Source organism: Luteimonas sp. 3794 (assembly GCF_031456825.1).
In the GTDB taxonomy this organism is placed as follows: domain Bacteria; phylum Pseudomonadota; class Gammaproteobacteria; order Xanthomonadales; family Xanthomonadaceae; genus Luteimonas.
In genome coordinates this window covers 1-18,497 of the sequence record NZ_JAVDVJ010000020.1, presented here as the reverse complement: position 1 = coordinate 18,497, position 18,497 = coordinate 1, and the positions used below count along the sequence as shown (strand labels likewise).

Here is an 18,497-nt window from a genome sequence, read left to right as displayed (position 1 = left end):
CCAGGCTCCTGAGCCCATGCTGAGACGCCTGCACTACGTCATCTTCGCCGCTGCGCTCGCGCTTGCGTGGCCGGGGCGCCCGGCCGTTGCGCAGACGCCCACGCCGGCTGCAACGGCGCCGGCAGCTGGCAAGCCCGCGATCAAGTCGCCACCGGCGGCCGACGCAGGCTGGCGCGCTGATCTGGACCACCGCATACGGGCCGTCGACGCGCGCTTTTCCGGCGAACTGGGTGTGCACGTGCAACGTCTCGACGATGGCGCGCAATACGGCTTTCGCGCCAACGAGATCTGGTACCTGGCATCGGGCGTCAAGGTGCCGATCGCGATTGCGGTGTTGCGCGAGGTCGAACAGGGCTGGCTGACGCTCGACACCCAGGTGACCCTGCTCGGCAGCGACATCGTCGACGGCGCGGGGCGGACCAATGCACATCGCGCCGGCGACCGGCTGACCGTCGCCTGGCTGCTCGACCAGATGATCGTCTACAGCGACAACACCGCAAGCGACATGCTGATCCGCACCGTGGGGCTCGGACAGGTCAACCGGGTGGCGGCGGAACTGATTGCACGCGATGTCCGCATCACGACGCTGGCCGATGTGCGTCGCCTCGCCTATGGCATGTTCCATCCCGGCGCCGCCGGCCTGCGCGGCCAGGACATGCTGGCGCTGCAGCGTGCAGGCGCCGGTCAGGCACGCGTGCGCAGGCTTGCGCAGCTGCTAGGCGTCACGACCGACGATTTCCTGCTGCCCGATCTCGACAGCGCGTTCGAGTCCTACTACGCCACCCACGCCAACAGCGGCACGCTGCGCGATTTCGGCCGGATGCTGGCGGCGCTGCAGGCGGGCGAGGCGCTCGAGCCCGAAAGCACGCGGTACCTGCTCGACGTGATGGCGCGCGTGCAGACCGGCAAGCAGCGCATCCGCGCAGGCCTGCCCGCCGATGCGCGTTTCGCCCACAAGACCGGCACCCAGTACCGGCGCATCTGCGATGCCGGTATCGCGAGCCTGCCGACGCGCGATGGCAGCGCGCCGGTGCATGTGGTGATTGCCGCTTGTGCGCGCGGCGCCAGCACGGCTGCGAGCGAGCGCGCGATGCGCGAACTCGGTGCCGCGGTGACCGCGTCGGGGGTGCTGGATCCCTCGCGCCGTCCACATTCGCCCACCCGATGAGTCCCGCCATGCCCGCACGCGCCCTGTATCGATTCGCGCCTCTCGTGTTGTCCGTCGCATTGCTGGCGGCATGCCGCGGTGGGGACACACCGCCACCTGCAGACGATCCCGCTGCGCAACCTGCAGTCGACGCGGCTCTCGCAACCGACGCGCCCTGGGTCGCCGCACTCGATACGCGCATCGACGCGCTCGATGACGCGATGCCCGGCCGGTTCGGCGTCCACGTCCGGCACTACGGCGCGCAGCCGGGCACGCTGGACCGTGGCCAGGACCGCGCCTGGTATCTGTCGTCGACGATCAAGATTCCGGTGGCGATCGCGGTGCTCGAACAGGTCGACGCGGGCACGCTGTCACTCGACGACACACTGACGCTCGCGCAGACCGATTTCGTCGACGGCGCCGGCGACATGCTCGAACACAAGCCCGGGCAGACCTTCAGCCTTGCCGCGCTGCTGGAAAAGTCACTGCGCGACAGCGACAGCACCGCGACCGACATGCTGATCCGCAAGCTCGGCGAGGACCACCTCAACGCACGCATCCAGGCGTGGACCGGCGGCGGCTTCGGCCCCGTCACGACGATCCTGCAGGTCCGTTACGACGCTTACGGCCCGGTGCATCCCGGCGTGGCGCAACTGGACAACATGGCCATCGTGCGGCTGCGCAATGCGGAGGCAGGTGAGCCGCGCCTGCAGGCATTGGCGAGTGCGTTGGGCGTGGCCCGCGCAGACCTCGATGCCGACACGCTGGATGCAGTGTTCGATGCCTACTACCGCAGCGACCGCAACACGGCGACCCTGCCGGCGTTCGCCGTCCTGCTCGACCGCCTGGCGGCAGGCGAGCTGCTGTCACCCGACAGCACGCGGCGCATGCTCGAGCACATGCGTGCCATCAGCACCGGCGACCGCCGCATCAGTGCCGGCCTGCCACCGGGCACCGACTTCGCGCAGAAGACCGGCACCCAGCACCGCCGCGCCTGCAACGTGGGCGTCATCGATGCCGAACGCGCCCGCGACGGCGCCACACTGGTGCTCGCCTGCGCCGAGGACTTCGACGAGCTGGCACAGGCCGAAACCGCGTTCCAGGGCCTGGGACGCGCGCTGGGCGAGACGGTGCTCGACGCGGACGCCGGTGGGTGAGTGCAAGCGCTGCGCACACCGGCCAGCAGCTTCCAGATGGAAACGTCCGCAAAGAAAAACCGGTGGATGCGAGCATCCACCGGTTTCGAGTACGCCGTCAGCCGCCCTGCATCCGCAGGACGGCTTGGACATCAGATCTGGGGTGCTGTGAAACGCGCCTGCAGGATGACGTTGGAGTAGGCCCGGTTGCCGGCCAGCTTGATGTAATAGACACCGGCTGCAGGCGCGTTGATGCGAATGGTTTCCGAGTTGCCCGGACGCGTCGAGTTCCACGTCCCGGTGTCGCCGGGCGCTTCGTCAAGACTCACGTGCAGCGAGACGTCACCGCTGCCACCACTGGTGGTGATGCTCAGCGGACCCGTGACACCGGCCGGCACCTCGATGCTGTAGAGCGTTTCGCTGCCGGCTGCACCCGAGAGCGAACGCACCGGTGTCGCGTTGACGATCGGGGTCGCAGGTGGCGCGCAATCGACCTCGCACGGCGGCTCGATCGCCTTCAGAACGGCTGCGCCGGCATTGACGATGCCCGGGCCGATGGGACGGTTGGCGACCGGTGCGACGGCGAACGGCGTGGCGGTCTGCTTGAGGATGTCGAGCACTTCGACCGGCGTCAGCAGCGGGAGATCGGCGGCAAGACGTGCGCTCTGCATCAGCGCAACGACACCGGCCACGTGTGGCGACGCCTGCGAGGTGCCCGCCGAACCGGACGCATAATTCGGTGCGATGTCGGCGACCGGGGTCGGTGTCGTGGTGCTCGGATTCTTCGCCTGCCAGATGAAGCCGTCATAGATCTGCGTGCCGCTGCCGGCATCGTTCGCATAGACACCACCGCCCGGCGCCGAAATGTCGATCCCTGCGCCGTAATTCGAGTAATAGGCGCGGGCGCTGGTCACGCCGTTCGACGCGACCGCGATCGCACCGGGGCAGTTGGCCGGGGAGAAGTTCGCCACGTCGCCATTGCTGTTGCCGGCCGCGATCACGACCGTTGCACCCAGCGCGTTCGCCTGCGCGATGGCATCGGCTTCGGCCGACGAGCAGGGGCCCGAACCACCGAGGCTCAGGTTGATGACCTGCGCCGGGTTCTGATTGTCCGGCACACCTGCGACGCTGCCGCCGGCAGCCCAGATGATCGCGTCGACGATGTCGGACTCGGCGCCGCCGCAGTGACCGAGCACGCGCACCGGCAGATGCTTTGCGCCATAGGCCACGCCCGTCAGGCTGACGCCGTTGTCGGTGATCTGCGCACCGGCGCTACCCGCCACGTGGGTGCCGTGCCAGGAGCTGTTGCGCTGCTGGCAGGCGCTCGCGCCGGGGTAGTTGATCGTCCAGTCTCCCAGATCCCAACCGCCCGGCGCGCGGCCGGCGGTCGCACGACCCGACACCAGGGCGTCGGTGATGAAGTCATAGCCTGCATCGGCCAGCGAGGTGTCGATGTCGGGATGCGCGCTGATGCCGGTGTCGAGCACGGCAATGGTGATGCCATCGCCGTCGGAGAGGTCCCATGCGGCCGGCACGTTGGCGCCGCCGCGGTTCGGACCGCCGTCGAAGGTCGCGCCGCCATCCGGGGCGCGCATATGCCACTGGTATTCCTGGAAATCCGGATCGTTCGGCACATAGGCCGGCTGCACCGATGCGATCTGGCGGAAGCGATCGACGCTGACCGACTTGACGTTCGGATCGGCGGCGATCTGGCGGACCAGCGCATCGGCTTCGACCGCATCGAGCGGGCTGGTCAGACGGACCAACTCATGCCCGGTCGCCAGTCTGCGCTGGTAGCTGACATTCGACGCCTTGCTCGCGCCGCGCACGAGGCCCGAGCGGACCAGCGCGCTCTGGACGTTGGTAACCACCGCCGCCTGGTTGGTCTTCTCGCGGGTTCCGTCGCGGTATTCGATGATCAGGCGCTGCACCGGTTGCGCGTCGACGCGGCCTGCAACGTTGTCGGTCGAGATGTTGCCGGCGGCGCGCGAGGTCTTGCCTGCGTTGACAGCGCCGACGGTCAGTGCCGCTGCAACCGCAACCGCGAGCGTGCACGGAATGATGACTTTCTTCATTGGAACCTCTTCTTTGCAGAAATGATGGAATGCGACGACCCGGTCCACGCAGCGCTGCGCCACGCCCCTGCCGCCTCGTATCGGACCGCGTCTGCCGCCCGACTGCCCCGCCCGTTCCCATCGCGCCGCCGGTTGGCGACGGCGCGACGGTCAGTTCTTACCAGCCGAAACCGGCACCCACGCCGACCGACTTTTCATCGCCGCTGAACGCACCGCCGAGGGTGACCGTCGCGCGTTCGCTGATCGCGCGCTGGTAGCCCACCGACAGCGCGCTCTCGCCACCCTGGAAGCCGATACCGACGCCGACGCGGTTCTCGGTGCGGATACCCGCCGCACTGGTCGCCATGTTGAGCATCGCCGCGCCCATCGCGCCCTGACGGTCGATGCGGCGATCCGTGTCGTAGAAGCGGCGATCGACATCGCCCTTGAACTGCTCGAAGGTGTCGTCGAACGCTGCGAAGCGCTGATCCGTATACGAGTTCGCGCTGCTGACCGCCTGGGTCGCGGTGGTGTCGGCATACGCACGTGCATCGGCCGATGCCGCCTCCACCTGGGCCATCGACACGCCACCGGCGGCGGGCACGTCCGCCGACACGGCGGTCGTCGAGGCGGTCGCGCTCGTGGCCGGATCCGCAACGCGTTCGCGCCCAACACTGGCCGCGGTGGGCGTGCCCTGCACACCGCTGGTGTCGACCTCTGCCGACGCGCTCGCCTGGGCCGTGGCTTGTGCGCCTGCCGGCGCGCTGGCCGCATCTTCCACCGCGTCGACGGTCGCGAGTTCGGCGCCCGCGGTCGCGGTCGTGGCTGCAGTTGTACGCGTGTCGCCGGCAACGGCGGTCTCGTCACTCGCGGCTGCCGTTGCGACTCTCGCCTGCGACTTGGCTGCAGTGACCGAATTCACCGCCGAATCCAGATCGCCGACCTGCTGCTTCAGCCCGCTGATTTCGGCATCCAGTGCGCCGAAGGCATCGCCGACGGAGTAGTAGTTGCCACCCTGGATGGCGAACGTCGGCGCGGAGATCGTGCCGAATGCGGTGACCGCCGCGCCACCGCCCAGCGCATCTGCGGTGGATTGCAGACCGCCGAAGACCTGGCGACCAGTCACTGCATCGGTGCTGCCCGCGTTGATCGCGCCATTGGCGAGATTGGTCAGTCGGGTGCCGTTCTCCCCTTCGAACGTCAGCGAAGCGCGGCTGTCGTCGTCGTAGGTGATTGCGGTGGCGGCAATGCCTTCGACATCGCCCAGACGATCTTCGACCCCGTCCACACGGACATTGGTGTCGTAGAGCTGGCCGCCGTTGACCGCATCGGTGCTGTCGGCGGCGATTTCACCGGCAGCCACATTGGTGATCTGACGTTCGCTGCCAGCGCTGCCCACCGACACGGAGTTCTCGCGATCGGCTTCCGAACCCTGGCCGAGCGCCACGCTGCCATCGGCAGTCGCCACCGCATCGGCGCCCAGCGCCAGGCTGTTGTCGCCCGATGCGGTGGAGAAGTTGCCGAGCGCCGTGCTGTTGAAGCCCGATGCCCATGCGGCGCCGCCGACGGCGGTGGAGTAGTCACCACTGGCTTCGGTCGGGAACAGGTTGAACAGACCGGCGCCACCGCCGACCGCGACGCTGTTGAGACCGCTGGCCACCGAGTAGGAGCCGATCGCGGTGGAGTCCGCAGCCGTGGCCGCCGAGGCGTAGCCCATCGCCGTCGACTGGTCGCCGACCGCATTGGCGACTGCGCCGAAGGCGGACGACAGTTCGCCGGTAGCCGAAGCCCCCACGCCGACGGCCGAGCCGGCGAAGCCACTCGCATCCGCGCTTGCGCCCACCGCCGTGCCGGCGACACCCGCGCTGGTAGCCGAGGTTTCGATCGGGTTGCCGCTGCCGTCCACGAGCAACGGCGTACCGTCCTCGTCCACGGCTGCGCCGCCGATGGCAACGCTCGCGGCGCCGTCAGCCTGCGCGCCAGCACCGAAGGCCGCACTGTTCTGGCCGGCTGCGGTTGCGTTGAAACCGACTGCCGTCGCGTTGTCGGCCAGTGCGAAGGCGCCGCTGCCGAAGGCCGATGCGCCATCGCCGTATGCAAGCGCCGCGGAACCTGCGGCCGTGGCGAAATCGCCGTCGACTGCAGCGCCCTGGTCGTTGTCCTCGTCACCCGAGGCCGCGAAGTACTTGTTGTATTGCGTGGCGTCCTCGAGCTGGTCGACGTTGACCGCATCGGTGCCTGCGGTGCCTGCTGCCACGTTGGTGATCTGCCGTTCGGCACCGGCCGCGCCGACCGAGACGGTGTTGTCGCGATCTGCCGCCGAGTTGGCGCCTAGCGCGACACTGTTGGCGGCCGACGCATCCGCAAGGAAGCCGATCGCCGTGGCGTCTTCGGCCGATGCGGAACTGCCACTGCCGATCGCGGTCGCGCCGTCAGCCGTGGCATAGGCCAGCGTGCCCACCGACGTGGTCTGCACACCGGTCGCCTCGGCCAGCGTGCCGACCGCAGTCGCGCCGATCTCGGTGGCCCAGGCGCCGTTGCCCAGCGCAGTGGAGGCCACACCGCTGGCCTCGGTCTGCTGCAGGATCAGGCCCGGGAAGCCGATCAGCAGATCGCCGTAGTCGGCGACGCCGCCGATCGCCAGGCTGTAATCGCCGCTGCTGGTCGCGCCGTAGCCGAACGCAGTGCCGTACAGACCACTCGCGTCGGCGAATGCGCCGCCGGCCGTGCTGTAGTCACCACCCGCCGATGCGGCATAGCCGTTGGCAGTGCCGCGCGCGCCGCTGGCATCGCTGAAAGCGCCGGTCGCGGTCGCGTAGTCACTGCCCGCAGTCGCGCTGTAACCGGTGGCCGTCGACTGCCCGCCTTCGGCCGTTGCCCCTGCACCGGTCGCGGTGCTGAACGCACCGACGGCCTGCGCGCCCGCGCCGAATGCCGAAGCGCCATCGCCGACCGCGGTGGTGGTCTGGTCGAGCAGCACCGCCCCCGTGGTGGGATCTTCGTAATACAGCCAGCCGCCGATTGCGGTGCTCGAATTGCCTTCGGCCAATGCGTTGTAGCCCGACGCCGTGGCGTACTGACCCCAGGCGTTGCTGCCGCTGCCAAATGCCGACGCGCCGACGCCTGTGGCATTCGTCCCCGAGCCGATCGCGGTGGCGTAGTCGGCACCGGCTGTCGCATTGGAACCGGACGCGGTTGCCTCTTCGCCGTCCGCGTAGGCCTCGCCGTCGCCCGATGCGCGGAAGTAGCGGTTGTAGGCCGTGGCGTCTTCCAGCTGACCCAGATTCACTGCATCCGTCGTCTCGGTGCCTGCTGCAACATTGGTGATCTGGCGCTCGTTGCCCGCCGAGCCCACCGACACGCTGTCTTCGCGGTCTGCGATCGAATCGGCGCCCAGCGCCACACTGTTGACGGCCTCGGCGCTTGCGAAGTTGCCGAGCGCCGTGCTGTTGGTACCAGCCGCGTACGCGGCGCCACCGACGGCCGTGGAGAAATCGCCGGATGCCTCGGCAGGCAGCAGGCCGAGGAACGCGCCACCCACGGCCACGCTGTTGTAGCCGGTCGCGGTGGCCGCCTGGCCCACCGCGGTGCTGTAGCTGCCCGAGGCGATGCTGTCGGCGCCCACGGCGAGCGCACTGGTCCCGCTGGCGTCGCTTGAATTGCCGACCGCGGTGCTGTTCACGCCGCTCGCCATCGCGTTGCCGCCAAGGGCGGTCGCGAAATCGCCCGTCGCCTCGGCAGCGAATCCGAACGCGGCTGCGCTCGATCCGTCGGCGACGCTTTCTGCGCCCACCGCGGTGGCCCCCTCCCCTGCAGCCGACGCGAAGTAGCCGACTGCGGTGGCCTCTTCGCCCGCCGCCTCGGCCAGTGCACCCGAGGCCACGCTGCCGTCGCCCGACGCACTCGCCGCTGCACCGGTTGCGGTGGCGTAGAGACCTGTTGCCACGCTTTCGGCACCGATGGCGATCGCGTACTCGCCCGACGCTTCGGATGTCGCGCCGACTGCCAACGCATTCGCGCCGCTGGACACCGCATTGAAGCCGATCGACGTGGCGTTCTCGGCAATTGCGAACGCACCGCTGCCGAACGCCGATGCGCCCTGATCGAGTGCCTGTGCCGCAGAGCCGACCGCAGTGGCGTAATCGCCATCGGCCGCAGCGCCCGAGCCGGCCGCAAGCGCCTCGTCACCGGTGACTGCGGCCTCGCCCTCGCCGCTCGCAGCGAAGTAGCGCGTGGTCGATTCGACCGCCTCGGCCACTGCATTGAACTGCGCCATGTTCACCGCGTCGGTGTCGTTGACACCCGCCGCGAGGTTGGTGATCCGGCGCGTGGCCGGGAAGCCACCGGCGCCGGTGCCGTTGCCGATCGAGACCACCCCTGCTTCGGTTGCCCGCGCGCCAGCGCCAATCGCCACACTGTTCACGCCGTTGGCCCAGGCACTGAGTCCGAGCGCGGTGGCGTTCTGCGCATAGGCGTAGGAATCGCGGCCCACTGCCGTCGTTCCGACCGCGGTCGCCCAGGCGAACTGGCCGAGCGAGGTCGTATTGTCCGCGGTCGCACGGGCCGACCCACCCAGCGCAGTGCTGTTGAGACCGGTCGCCTGCGAACCACTGCCGGCCGCCAGGCTCACGTTTCCGCTGGCCTGGGCGGTGTTGCCAAGGGCGGTGGCGTTCGTGCCACTCGCCGTTGCACTGATGCCGACTGCCGTCGTGCGCGTATTGCTCGCATCTGCGCCGTAACCCAGCGCGGTCGAGAAATCGCCGGTGGCTTCGGCGAAGCCGCCGTTCGCAGTCGCGGCCAGACCCGATGCCGTACTGCTGTAGCCCGTCGCCGTGGACTGCAATCCCGATGCGGACGCGGCGGCGCCGGTCGCGGTTGCGAATGCTTCCGTGGCCTGCGCGCCAGCGCCCAGCGCGCTTGCGCCCTCGCCGTCCGCGGTGGTCACTTGCTCGAGCAGCACTGCGCCGGTATCGGGGTCGGTGTAATAGAGCATGCCGCCGACAGCGGTCGCCGACGTCGCGGTGGCCGATGCGCCATAGCCCGATGCAGTGGTGTAGTCGCCCACTGCGGAAGCGCCCGAACCGAACACCGATGCACCGCTGCCGTACGCAGTGGCTGCCTCACCGGCCGCTGTGGCGTACTCGCCATCCACGTAGGCCGCGACGCCGTCCTCGCCTTCCGCGCCGCTGGCGACAAAGTACTTCGTATTCCGTGTGGCCTCGTCGAGCTGCGCCAGGTTCACCGCGTCCGTGTCTTCGGTGCCCGCGGCCACGTGAGTGATCTGGCGCTCGCTGCCTGACGCACCGACGGACACCGTGTCGTCGCGGTCCGCCTGCGAATTCGCGCCCAGCGCCACGCTGTTCGTCGCCGACGCGCCGGCCAGGAAGCCGATCGCGGTCGAGTCCTCGCCCGAAGCGGCGCTGCCGCTGCCGATCGCGCTCGCGCCATCCGCTGTCGCATACGCGAGCGTGCCGACGGCGGTGGTCTGGATGCCGGTCGCCTCGGCCAGCGTGCCCACTGCGGTCGCGCCGATATCGGTCGCCCATGCACCGTTGCCGAGCGCTGTGGACGCCACGCCGCTGGCTTCGGTCGTCTGCAGGATCAGGCCGGGGAACCCGATCAGCAGATCGCCGTAGTCGGCGATGCCGCCGACCGCGAGACCGTAGTCACCGCTGGCCACGCTGCCATAGCCCACTGCGGTGGCAAAACCACCGGTGGCTTCGGAGAAGGACCCCAGCGCACTGGAGGCCGCCGTTGCTGCCGTGCTGCGGTAGCCAAGCGCGGTCGACTGCGCGCCCTCGGCCGTGGCCGCGGCACCGGTCGCGGTGCTGAATGCTGCAGTCGCCTGCGCGCCCGCGCCTAAGGCCGATGCGCCAGCGCCGGCGGCGGTCGTGGTCTGGTCCAGCAGGACCGCGCCGGTGGTCGGATCTTCGTAGTACAGCCAGCCGCCGACGGCGGTGCTCGAATCGCCCTCGGCCAGCGCATTGAAACCCGACGCGGTCGCGTACTGGCCCCAAGCGCTGGCGCCGCTGCCGAACGCGGATGCGCCCACGCCGGTCGCGTTCGTGCCGGAACCGATTGCGGTCGCGTAATCCGCGCCCGCGGTGGCATTGGATCCCGCCGCGGTGGCATCGTCGCCGTCGGCATAGGCCTCGCCATCGCCGGTCGCGGTGAAGCGTGCAGTGGCTTCGTCGAGCTGACCAAGATTCACCGCGTCGGTCTCTTCCGTGCCCGCCGCCACATGGGTGATCTGGCGTTCGTTGCCCTCCGCGCCGACCGATACCGTGTCCGCGCGATCGGCAGTGCTGCCGGAACCGAGCGCGACAGAATTGGTTGCGCCAGTCTCCACCGATGCGCCGGCGCCGATCGCGATGCCGCTCTCGGCATCGACGTACGAATTTGTCCCGAGCGCGATGGCGTGGATGTCGTCGGCGAATGCCTGGTGGCCGATGGCGACGGTGTAGTTGTCGTAGGCGAACGCGCCCTTGCCGATGGCGACCGCGCTCTCCGCGGGCGCCCAGCTGCCGTAGCCGATCGAGACGGCGCGGCGACCGGATGCATACGCATCCAGGCCGAGCGCAGTGGACTCGACGCCGGTTGCCCAGGCAAAACTGCCGTAGGCGGTGGCGCCGTCGGCTGTTGCCCACGCGTATGCGCCCGTCGCCGTGCTCTGCTCACCGTTGGCGTGGCTGTTGTCACCCAGCGCCACCGCATAATCCGCCTGTGCGTGGGCCTTGTTGCCGGCTGCCAGCGAGGACTCGCCCTCGGCGCGCGCGCCGTAGCCGAGCGCCGCCGAACGGACCCCGGTCGCCTGCGCGCCTGCGCCCACTGCGGTCGAATAGTCCGCTGCCGCGGCGCCGACCAGCACGGGATTGCCATCCTCGTCTTCGATCGGCCAGCCGAACTGGTCGAGCGCTTCACCCTGACCGCCCACGGCAGTACTGGCGACGCCACTGGCATCGGCACCCGCGCCGACAGCCGTTCCGTTTTCCTGACTCGCGCTTGCGTTGAAGCCGAGCGCCGTGGACTGGTCGGCGCCCGCATACGCGCCACTGCCGAACGCCGAGGCGCCCGTGCCGTAGGCGCTGCTGGTGGAGCCGACCGCGGTGGTGAAATCGCCACCGGTCGCGGCGCCCGCGCCTGCGGCAACGGAGGCTTCGCCCTCGACCAGCGCGTCGTCCTCGCCGGTGGCCTGGAAGTGGCGGGTGGACTCGGCCACCGCGTCATCGACCTGACCCACGGTCGCGGCATCGCTGTCGGCGATGCCGTCGGCCACGTTGACCAGGCGCCGCGTTGCAGGCGCACCCGCTGCGCCGGTCCCCACGCCGTCACCGAAGGACACCGTGTCCGCATCCGTGGCGACAGAGCCGTGACCGATGGCGACCGCATCGGTCGCACCTGCGCGAACCGTCGCGCTTCGGCCGAGCGCCGTACCGCCGTCGGCGAGGGCCTGGGCGGTGAAGCCGACCGCAGTGGACTGCGCGCGGGACGCCTGGGCATTCGAGCCGAGCGCCGTCGCACCGGTCGCGGCGGCGTTGGCGCCTGCACCGACGGCCGAGGCATTCGCTGCGGACGCGCGGGCATTGGCGCCGTTGGCGGTCGCGCTGTTGGCAGTCGCCCGGGCATTCGCGCCCTGGGCGGTCGAATTCGGTCCCGTCGCCTGCGACGCGTAGCCCATCGCCGTTGACTGGGGGCCACTGGCCACTGCCTGGGCGCCGAAGGCGGTCGCGTTCGTGCCCGATGCGTTCGCGCTGCCAGTGATCGCGCACTGGGTCACGACGAGGCGGCTGCCGGTCACCACCGCGCAGCTTCCCGAACCGCCGACGCCGACCGACTGCGCCGAAAGCGGGAGTGCGATGCCCGACAGCCCGATCAGCACCGCAGCGGATAGTGCCGCCCGGCCTCCTGCACCAGCAACGCGAGAACCGGAACCCCCTGCGGAATCTCCGGACGCGAACTCGGACGCCACCACGAGTTGCTTGAGCGCGCGGCTCCACACCTTTCGATAGATTCGGTTCATGTCGATCCTCTGCAAGTCTCTGATTTAAAAGATTTTTGGCAAATAAAAACCCACGGCCGCAAGCGACCGTGGGTTTCGATGTCTAGTTCGAACGCGTCGGAGCGGGCGCAGGTTCGCGCCGCGGTCGTCGGATCAATCCCCTGAATGCGTACAAGTTGAACGGTCCCCCAACGCCGGTTCGTGTCCGATACTTGCGCCGCAAAAACTGCCCGTCAAGGGCCAAAAATGACAATCAATGACAATCAATGACTTAAACACAGAATTAACGACATTTCTTGCCAAAACTGCGAAGCGCGTCAAATTTATGGCGCGCATACGCAAACGCCCGGTCCATCAGGACCGGGCGTCTTCAGTGCGCGATTGCACGTCACGCGCTCGCGTGACGTTGATGGACGCGGCGGGACTAGCCCAGATGCCGCCTCGCATTCCGGAACATCCGCAGCCATGGGCTGTCTTCCGGCCAGTCGGCCGGCGCCCAGCTGAGGTTGGCGGTGCGCGGCGTGCGCTCGGGATGCGGCATCAGGATCGTGGCCCGGCCGTCGGCCGAAGCGAGGCCCGCGATGGCGTCGTGGGACCCGTTGGGATTGGCCGGATACGTGGTGGCCGGCCCTGCCCCGTCGACATAGCGCAAGGCGACGCTGGCCGCGATCCGGTCGGCATCGTCGTCGAACTGCACGCGACCTTCGCCGTGGGCGATGGCCACCGGAATCCGCGAACCAGTCATGCCGGTGAAGAACAGCGACGGTGACGCCTCGACTTCGAGCAGACCGAAGCGCGCCTCGAACTGCTCGCTGCGGTTGCGCAGCAGGCGTGGCCAGTGCCGGGCACCGGGGATGATCGGCTTGAGCTGCGACAGCATCTGGCAGCCATTGCAGACACCGAGCGAGAACGTGTCGCCACGGGCGAAGAACTGTTCGAACGCGGCCCGCAGTTCGGCAGTCTCGAGAATCGACGTGGCCCAGCCGCGACCCGCGCCCAGTACGTCGCCGTAGCTGAAGCCGCCGCAGGCGACCAGTCCCTGCATCGTCGCCAGATCCACGCGGCCCGCGATGAGATCGCTCATGTGCACGTCGACGGCGGTGAAGCCGGCGCGATCGAAGGCCGAGGCCATCTCGATCTGGCCGTTGACGCCCTGCTCGCGCAGCACGGCGACGCGCGGCCGCGCGCCGGTTGCGATGTAGGGCGCGGCGATGTCGTCGCCAGGATCGAATGTCAGCACCGGACGCATTGCCGGTGCATCGAAGCGACGTGCGCCCGCGCGCTCCTCATCGGCGCATGCGGGGTTGTCGCGCAGCGCCTGCATCGCGTGGGTCACCGACCACCAGGCGTCGAACAACGCCTCCCACTTCCACTCCGCCAGCAAGTCCTCGCCATCGAGCACGCGGATGGCGTTTGCCGTGGTCGGACGCGCAATGCGCTGGGCGCATTCGATCAGGCCGTGACGCGACACCAGATCGGCGAACTCCGCGCGATCCTCGGCGTCGATCTGCACCACCGCGCCCAGTTCTTCGGAAAACAGCGTGCGCAAGGCATCGCCGCTGCGGTCGTCGCCCCAGCCCTCGAGGTCGATGTCGAGGCCGACATGCGCGGTGAACGCCATCTCACACAGCGCGGTGAATGCCCCGCCGTCGGAGCGGTCGTGATAGGCCAGCAGCAGGCCGGCCTCGCGCGCTTCGCAGATCAGCTCGAAGAAGGCCTTCAGGCGCTGGGGCTCGTCGACATCCGGCACCGCACCGCCGAAGCCTTCGAAACACTGCGACAGCACCGAGCCGCCGAGGCGCTGCTTGCCGGCGCCCAGGCCGATCAGCCACAGCTCGGTGCCGGGCTCGCGACTGAGCAGCGGCGTGAGCTGCGTGCGCACGTCAGGCACGGGCGCGAACGCAGTGACCACCAGCGACACCGGCGAGACCACCTTGTGCGCGGCGCCATCGGCCTGCCACTGCGCCTGCATCGACAGCGAATCCTTGCCGACCGGAATCGCCAGGTCGATCTCGGGGCACAACTCCATCGCGACCGCATGCACCGCATCGAACAGGCGCGCGTCTTCGCCCGCGTGGCCGGCCGCGGCCATCCAGTTCGCCGACAGCTTGACCCGGTGCAGGGTTTCGACCGGCGCGGCGCACAGATTGGTGATCGCTTCGCCCACGGCCATGCGCGCGGCGGCGGCCGAATCGATCAGCGCCAGCGGGCTGCGCTCGCCGATCGCCATCGCCTCGCCGGTGAAGCCTTCGAAGCCGGACAGCGTAATCGCGCAATCGGCGACCGGCAGCTGCCACGGACCGACCATCTGGTCGCGTGCGGTCAGGCCGCCGACACTGCGGTCGCCGATCGTGACCAGGAACGACTTCGACGCGACGGTCGGATGCGCCAGCACGCGCAGACCGGCTTCGTGCAGATCGATGGCGCGGCTGTTGAGCGCCGGCCAGCGATGCGGCGTGGTGCGTGCGGTATCGCGGTGCATCTTCGGCGGCTTGCCGAACAGCACGTCCATCGGCAGGTCGATCGCCCAGTCGCCGCCTGCGGCGACCGCTTCAGGTGTTGCGCCGTAGCCGACGGTCAGATGTTCTTCGGCCGTCGCCACGCCGACGATCGCGACCGGACAACGCTCGCGCGCGCAGATGGCTTCGAATTCCTCGACGCGGTCCTGCGGAATGCCGAGGACGTAGCGCTCCTGCGACTCGTTGCACCACAGCTGCATCGGCGACAGCGACGGATCGTCACTCGGCACGCGGTCGAGATCGATGATGCCGCCGACGTTCGAGTCATGCAGCAGTTCGGGAATCGCGTTCGACAGACCACCCGCGCCGACGTCGTGGAACCACAGGATCGGGTTGCGGTCACCGAGCGCCACGCAGCGGTCGATGACCTCCTGCACGCGGCGCTCCATTTCCGGGTTGTCGCGCTGGACTGAGGCGAAGTCGAGATCCTCGGCGCTTTCGCCCGAAGCCACCGAACTCGCCGCGCCACCGCCCAGGCCGATCAGCATCGCCGGACCGCCGAGCACGACGACGGCGTCGCCCGCCGACAACGTCTTCTTCTCCACCATCGCGCGGTCGATCGCGCCGAGGCCACCGGCCAGCATGATCGGCTTGTCGTAGCCGCGGACCAGACCGTCGTCGCCTTCGGCCAGTTCGAAACTGCGGAAGTAGCCGAGCAGGTTCGGACGCCCGAATTCGTTGTTGAACGCGGCGCCGCCGAGCGGGCCGTCGAGCATGATCTCGAGCGCCGGCGCCATGCGCGCATTGAGCGCGCGCGGCGCTTCCCACGGCTGCGGCAGCGTCGGAATGCGCAGATGCGAGACCGAGAAACCGGTCAGGCCGGCCTTGGGCTTGCCGCCGCGGCCGGTCGCGCCTTCGTCGCGGATTTCGCCGCCGGCGCCGGTGGCCGCGCCCGCGAACGGCGAGATCGCGGTCGGATGGTTGTGGGTCTCGACCTTGATGCAGAACGCGCTGTCGATCAGCGGTTCGCTGCGGTATTGAAACGACACCGGATCGGGGCGGAACCGCTGCGAGGGATAACCCTCGACGACCGCAGCGTTGTCGCTGTAGGCCGACAGCGTGTACTCGGGCGTGGTCGCATGCGTGTGCCGGATCATGCCGAACAGCGATTGCGCGCGACCGCTGCGCTGCATGTCCTCGCCGTCGATGGTCCAGGACGCATTGAAGATCTTGTGCCGGCAGTGCTCGGAGTTCGCCTGCGCGAACATCATCAGCTCGACGTCGGCGGGATCGCGGCCGAGTGCGCCGAAGCGCTCGCGCAGGTAGGCGATCTCGTCGTCGGCCAGTGCCAGACCGAGGCGACGGTTGGCCGCATCGAGATCGTCGAGCGCGATGCGTTCGAGCGCGCCGCGCGCGGGCGCCGCGAACAGCGCGTCGGCAGCGTCGACGTTGTCGAGCAGCGACTGGGTCATCGCGTCGTGCAGCAACTTCGAGATGGCGGCCTGCGTGGCCGCATCATCAGGCCAGCCGCTCAGATCCAGGCGCAGGCCACGTTCGACGCGGTGCACTGGAAGGCCGGCGCCGCGCAGCAGTTCGGTCGACTTGCTGGCCCAGGGCGAGATCGTGCCCAGCCGAGGCGACACGTAGCGCGAGACCGCGCCGTCGACGCGCGCCGGTGCAGGACCGGCATCGACCTCGAGAATGCGGCGCAGCGTGGCATCGTCGGGCGCCTGCCCGGCCTTGGCTTCGACGAAGTAGACATGCCAGGCGCCGGCGACAAAGAGCGCGGGCGACACCGACTGCAGACGTGCTTCAAGCCGTTCGCGGCGGAACGGCGACAGGGCCTGTTGGCCCTCGAGGACGATCATGTCCGGGGAAACCGTGTTTCAGGGCCGGCCATTGTAGCCAATGGCCGCGCCTGCTGCCCCGGCCGTGTCGCCGGTGATGACGATGGACGCGCGACGCGCCTTGTACGGAATCGAGTCTGCAATGGCCCGGCGCGACGTCTGCCCGCGCGCAGCGCCCAGCGACCCGCAAGCGGGCATCCGTGCATCACCCCGGCAGCGGTCTGTTCACTGCGCCCTGGATGCGCGCCGGGCGCCTTCGTTCAGCGACTGCCGCCGGCAGCGGCACCATCGAGGCGCTGCAAAGCCTGGAGCAACTGGTCGGGCGGCATGTAGCCGGGCATCTGGGTGCCATCGGCGGCGATGATCATCGGCGTGCCGGTCAGGCCGACGCGCTGCCCCAGCGCGTAATGCGCGGCCACCGGGTTCTCGCACGCGCTGGCATTCACGCGACGGCCGGACTTGGCATCGGTCAGCGCCCGCTTGCGATCGCTGGCGCACCAGACCGATTCCATCAGGCGGAAATCGTCGCTGCCCGGGCCCATGCGCGGATAGGCCAGGTACTCGATCGCGATGCCGCGTTTGTTGTACTCGGCCACTTCCTCGTGCAGGCGCCGGCAGTAGCCGCATTCGACATCGGTGAACACCGACACCGTGTATTTCGGATTGGCCGGCGCGAAGATGATCCGCTGATCCTCGGGCACCTCGGACAGCAGGCGCTGGCGCAGCTTGGACAGTCCGGCCTGGCTCAGGTCGCGCTTCTCGCGCGCGTCGAACAGGCTGCCCTGCAGCACATAGCGGCCATCGTTGCTGACGTAGAGCACCTGGCCCGAGACGATCACCTCCTGGAAGCCCTGCAGCGGCGCATCGGACACGCTTTCGATCGAGACCTGCGGATTGATCGACAGGATCGCGTCGCGTGCTTCCGCCGCCGGGGAGCCTGCCGGCGCTTCGATCGTGGCCGGCGCCGGCGTGGGGGTCGTAGAGGCCGCGGCGGGGTCGGATCCACCCGGATTCTGGGCACAGGCGGACAGGCTGAAAGCGCCGAGCAGCGCGAACACGTATCGCTTCATCGAATCTGGAGACCAAGAGCGGGGGACGATCCCGGGGGCGGCCATTCTGGCATGAAGGGATGGAGCGGGCTCCGCGTGGCTTGGAGTGGGGCTGGGACGTTCATGGTGCCGGTCGGCTGGCGTCGGCTACCGAAGGACTGCCGCGGAGCTTTTGGCATTTCAGTGCTGGAACCGGGGCGTCTGGCTCGGCGACACGATGGGCACGTCGCGGCCTGTGTGTTTCACGGCGCGGTTCTGGGGGCTGGTTTTCGGCGAGCTCCTGCCCTCACCCCATCTCGCCGAGGGAGAGGGGCCGTTCGGCACCCCGCGCGTGGGAGCTGCATCGCGGTCCAGCAGCGCAGGTGACGGATCTTCGCCGAACCAACGTCGAACCGGCACCTCTACCACCGGGAGAAGTCGACGCGCGGAGCGCGTCAGGTGAGGTCGAACCTGGCAAACCCCGCTGCACAGGCACCTCTCCCTCCGGGAGAGGTCGACGCGCACGGCGCGTCGGGTGAGGGCCGAATCGAGCGAGTTGATTGAGATAGCAGGCACGCTGGAGAGAAATGATGTCCCCACGGGGCCTGGATCGAGTCGCTGCCGGTCAGTCGTTTCATCGCACGTCCGGCCTCGCGCAGCACGAGGCGTTCGGCGCCGTCACGCGCGGTTCGGATCGAATCGCTCTCGGCTTTTCATTGCATCGCACGTCCGGCCCGGCGAAGCACGCCGGGCGTTCGGCGCACCCGCGCGGTCTGGATCGAGTCGCTGCCGGCCAGTCGTTTCATCGCACGTCCGGCCTCGCGCAG

The 18,497-nt window shown here is 69.1% G+C and carries 6 protein-coding genes; 2 read left to right on the top strand and 4 right to left on the bottom strand.

The window, feature by feature from the left end; genetic code table 11:
- Positions 1 to 16 precede the first annotated feature (16 nt).
- Together J2X52_RS17000 and J2X52_RS16995 are read left to right on the top strand one after the other, a co-directional pair.
- Entirely contained in the window at positions 17 to 1,168 is a 1,152-nt protein-coding gene (locus J2X52_RS17000; RefSeq protein WP_310156198.1) for a serine hydrolase, read from the top strand.
- Between the two features lie 8 nt (positions 1,169 to 1,176).
- Positions 1,177 to 2,304, top strand: a complete 1,128-nt coding sequence (locus J2X52_RS16995; RefSeq protein WP_310156196.1) for a serine hydrolase — start codon at positions 1,177 to 1,179, stop codon at positions 2,302 to 2,304.
- A 131-nt stretch (positions 2,305 to 2,435) separates the two neighbouring features.
- Here J2X52_RS16995 and J2X52_RS16990 read toward each other — a convergent pair whose 3' ends face one another.
- The 4 genes from J2X52_RS16990 to J2X52_RS16975 form a co-directional block, all read right to left on the bottom strand.
- Positions 2,436 to 4,358, bottom strand: coding sequence for a S8 family serine peptidase (locus J2X52_RS16990; RefSeq protein WP_310156193.1), 1,923 nt, complete (start codon positions 4,356 to 4,358; stop codon positions 2,436 to 2,438).
- A 157-nt stretch (positions 4,359 to 4,515) separates the two neighbouring features.
- Positions 4,516 to 12,216 (bottom strand): YadA-like family protein, encoded by a 7,701-nt coding sequence (locus J2X52_RS16985; RefSeq protein ID WP_310156189.1) that lies wholly within the window; start codon positions 12,214 to 12,216, stop codon positions 4,516 to 4,518.
- A 544-nt stretch (positions 12,217 to 12,760) separates the two neighbouring features.
- On the bottom strand, positions 12,761 to 16,663 hold the full coding sequence (purL, locus tag J2X52_RS16980) for a phosphoribosylformylglycinamidine synthase (RefSeq protein WP_310156187.1): 3,903 nt from the start codon (positions 16,661 to 16,663) through the stop codon (positions 12,761 to 12,763).
- 239 nt (positions 16,664 to 16,902) lie between these two features.
- The gene (locus J2X52_RS16975; protein WP_310156185.1) at positions 16,903 to 17,712 is read right to left on the bottom strand and encodes a DsbC family protein; all 810 of its coding nucleotides are present in this window, start codon (positions 17,710 to 17,712) and stop codon (positions 16,903 to 16,905) included.
- Positions 17,713 to 18,497 lie beyond the last annotated feature (785 nt).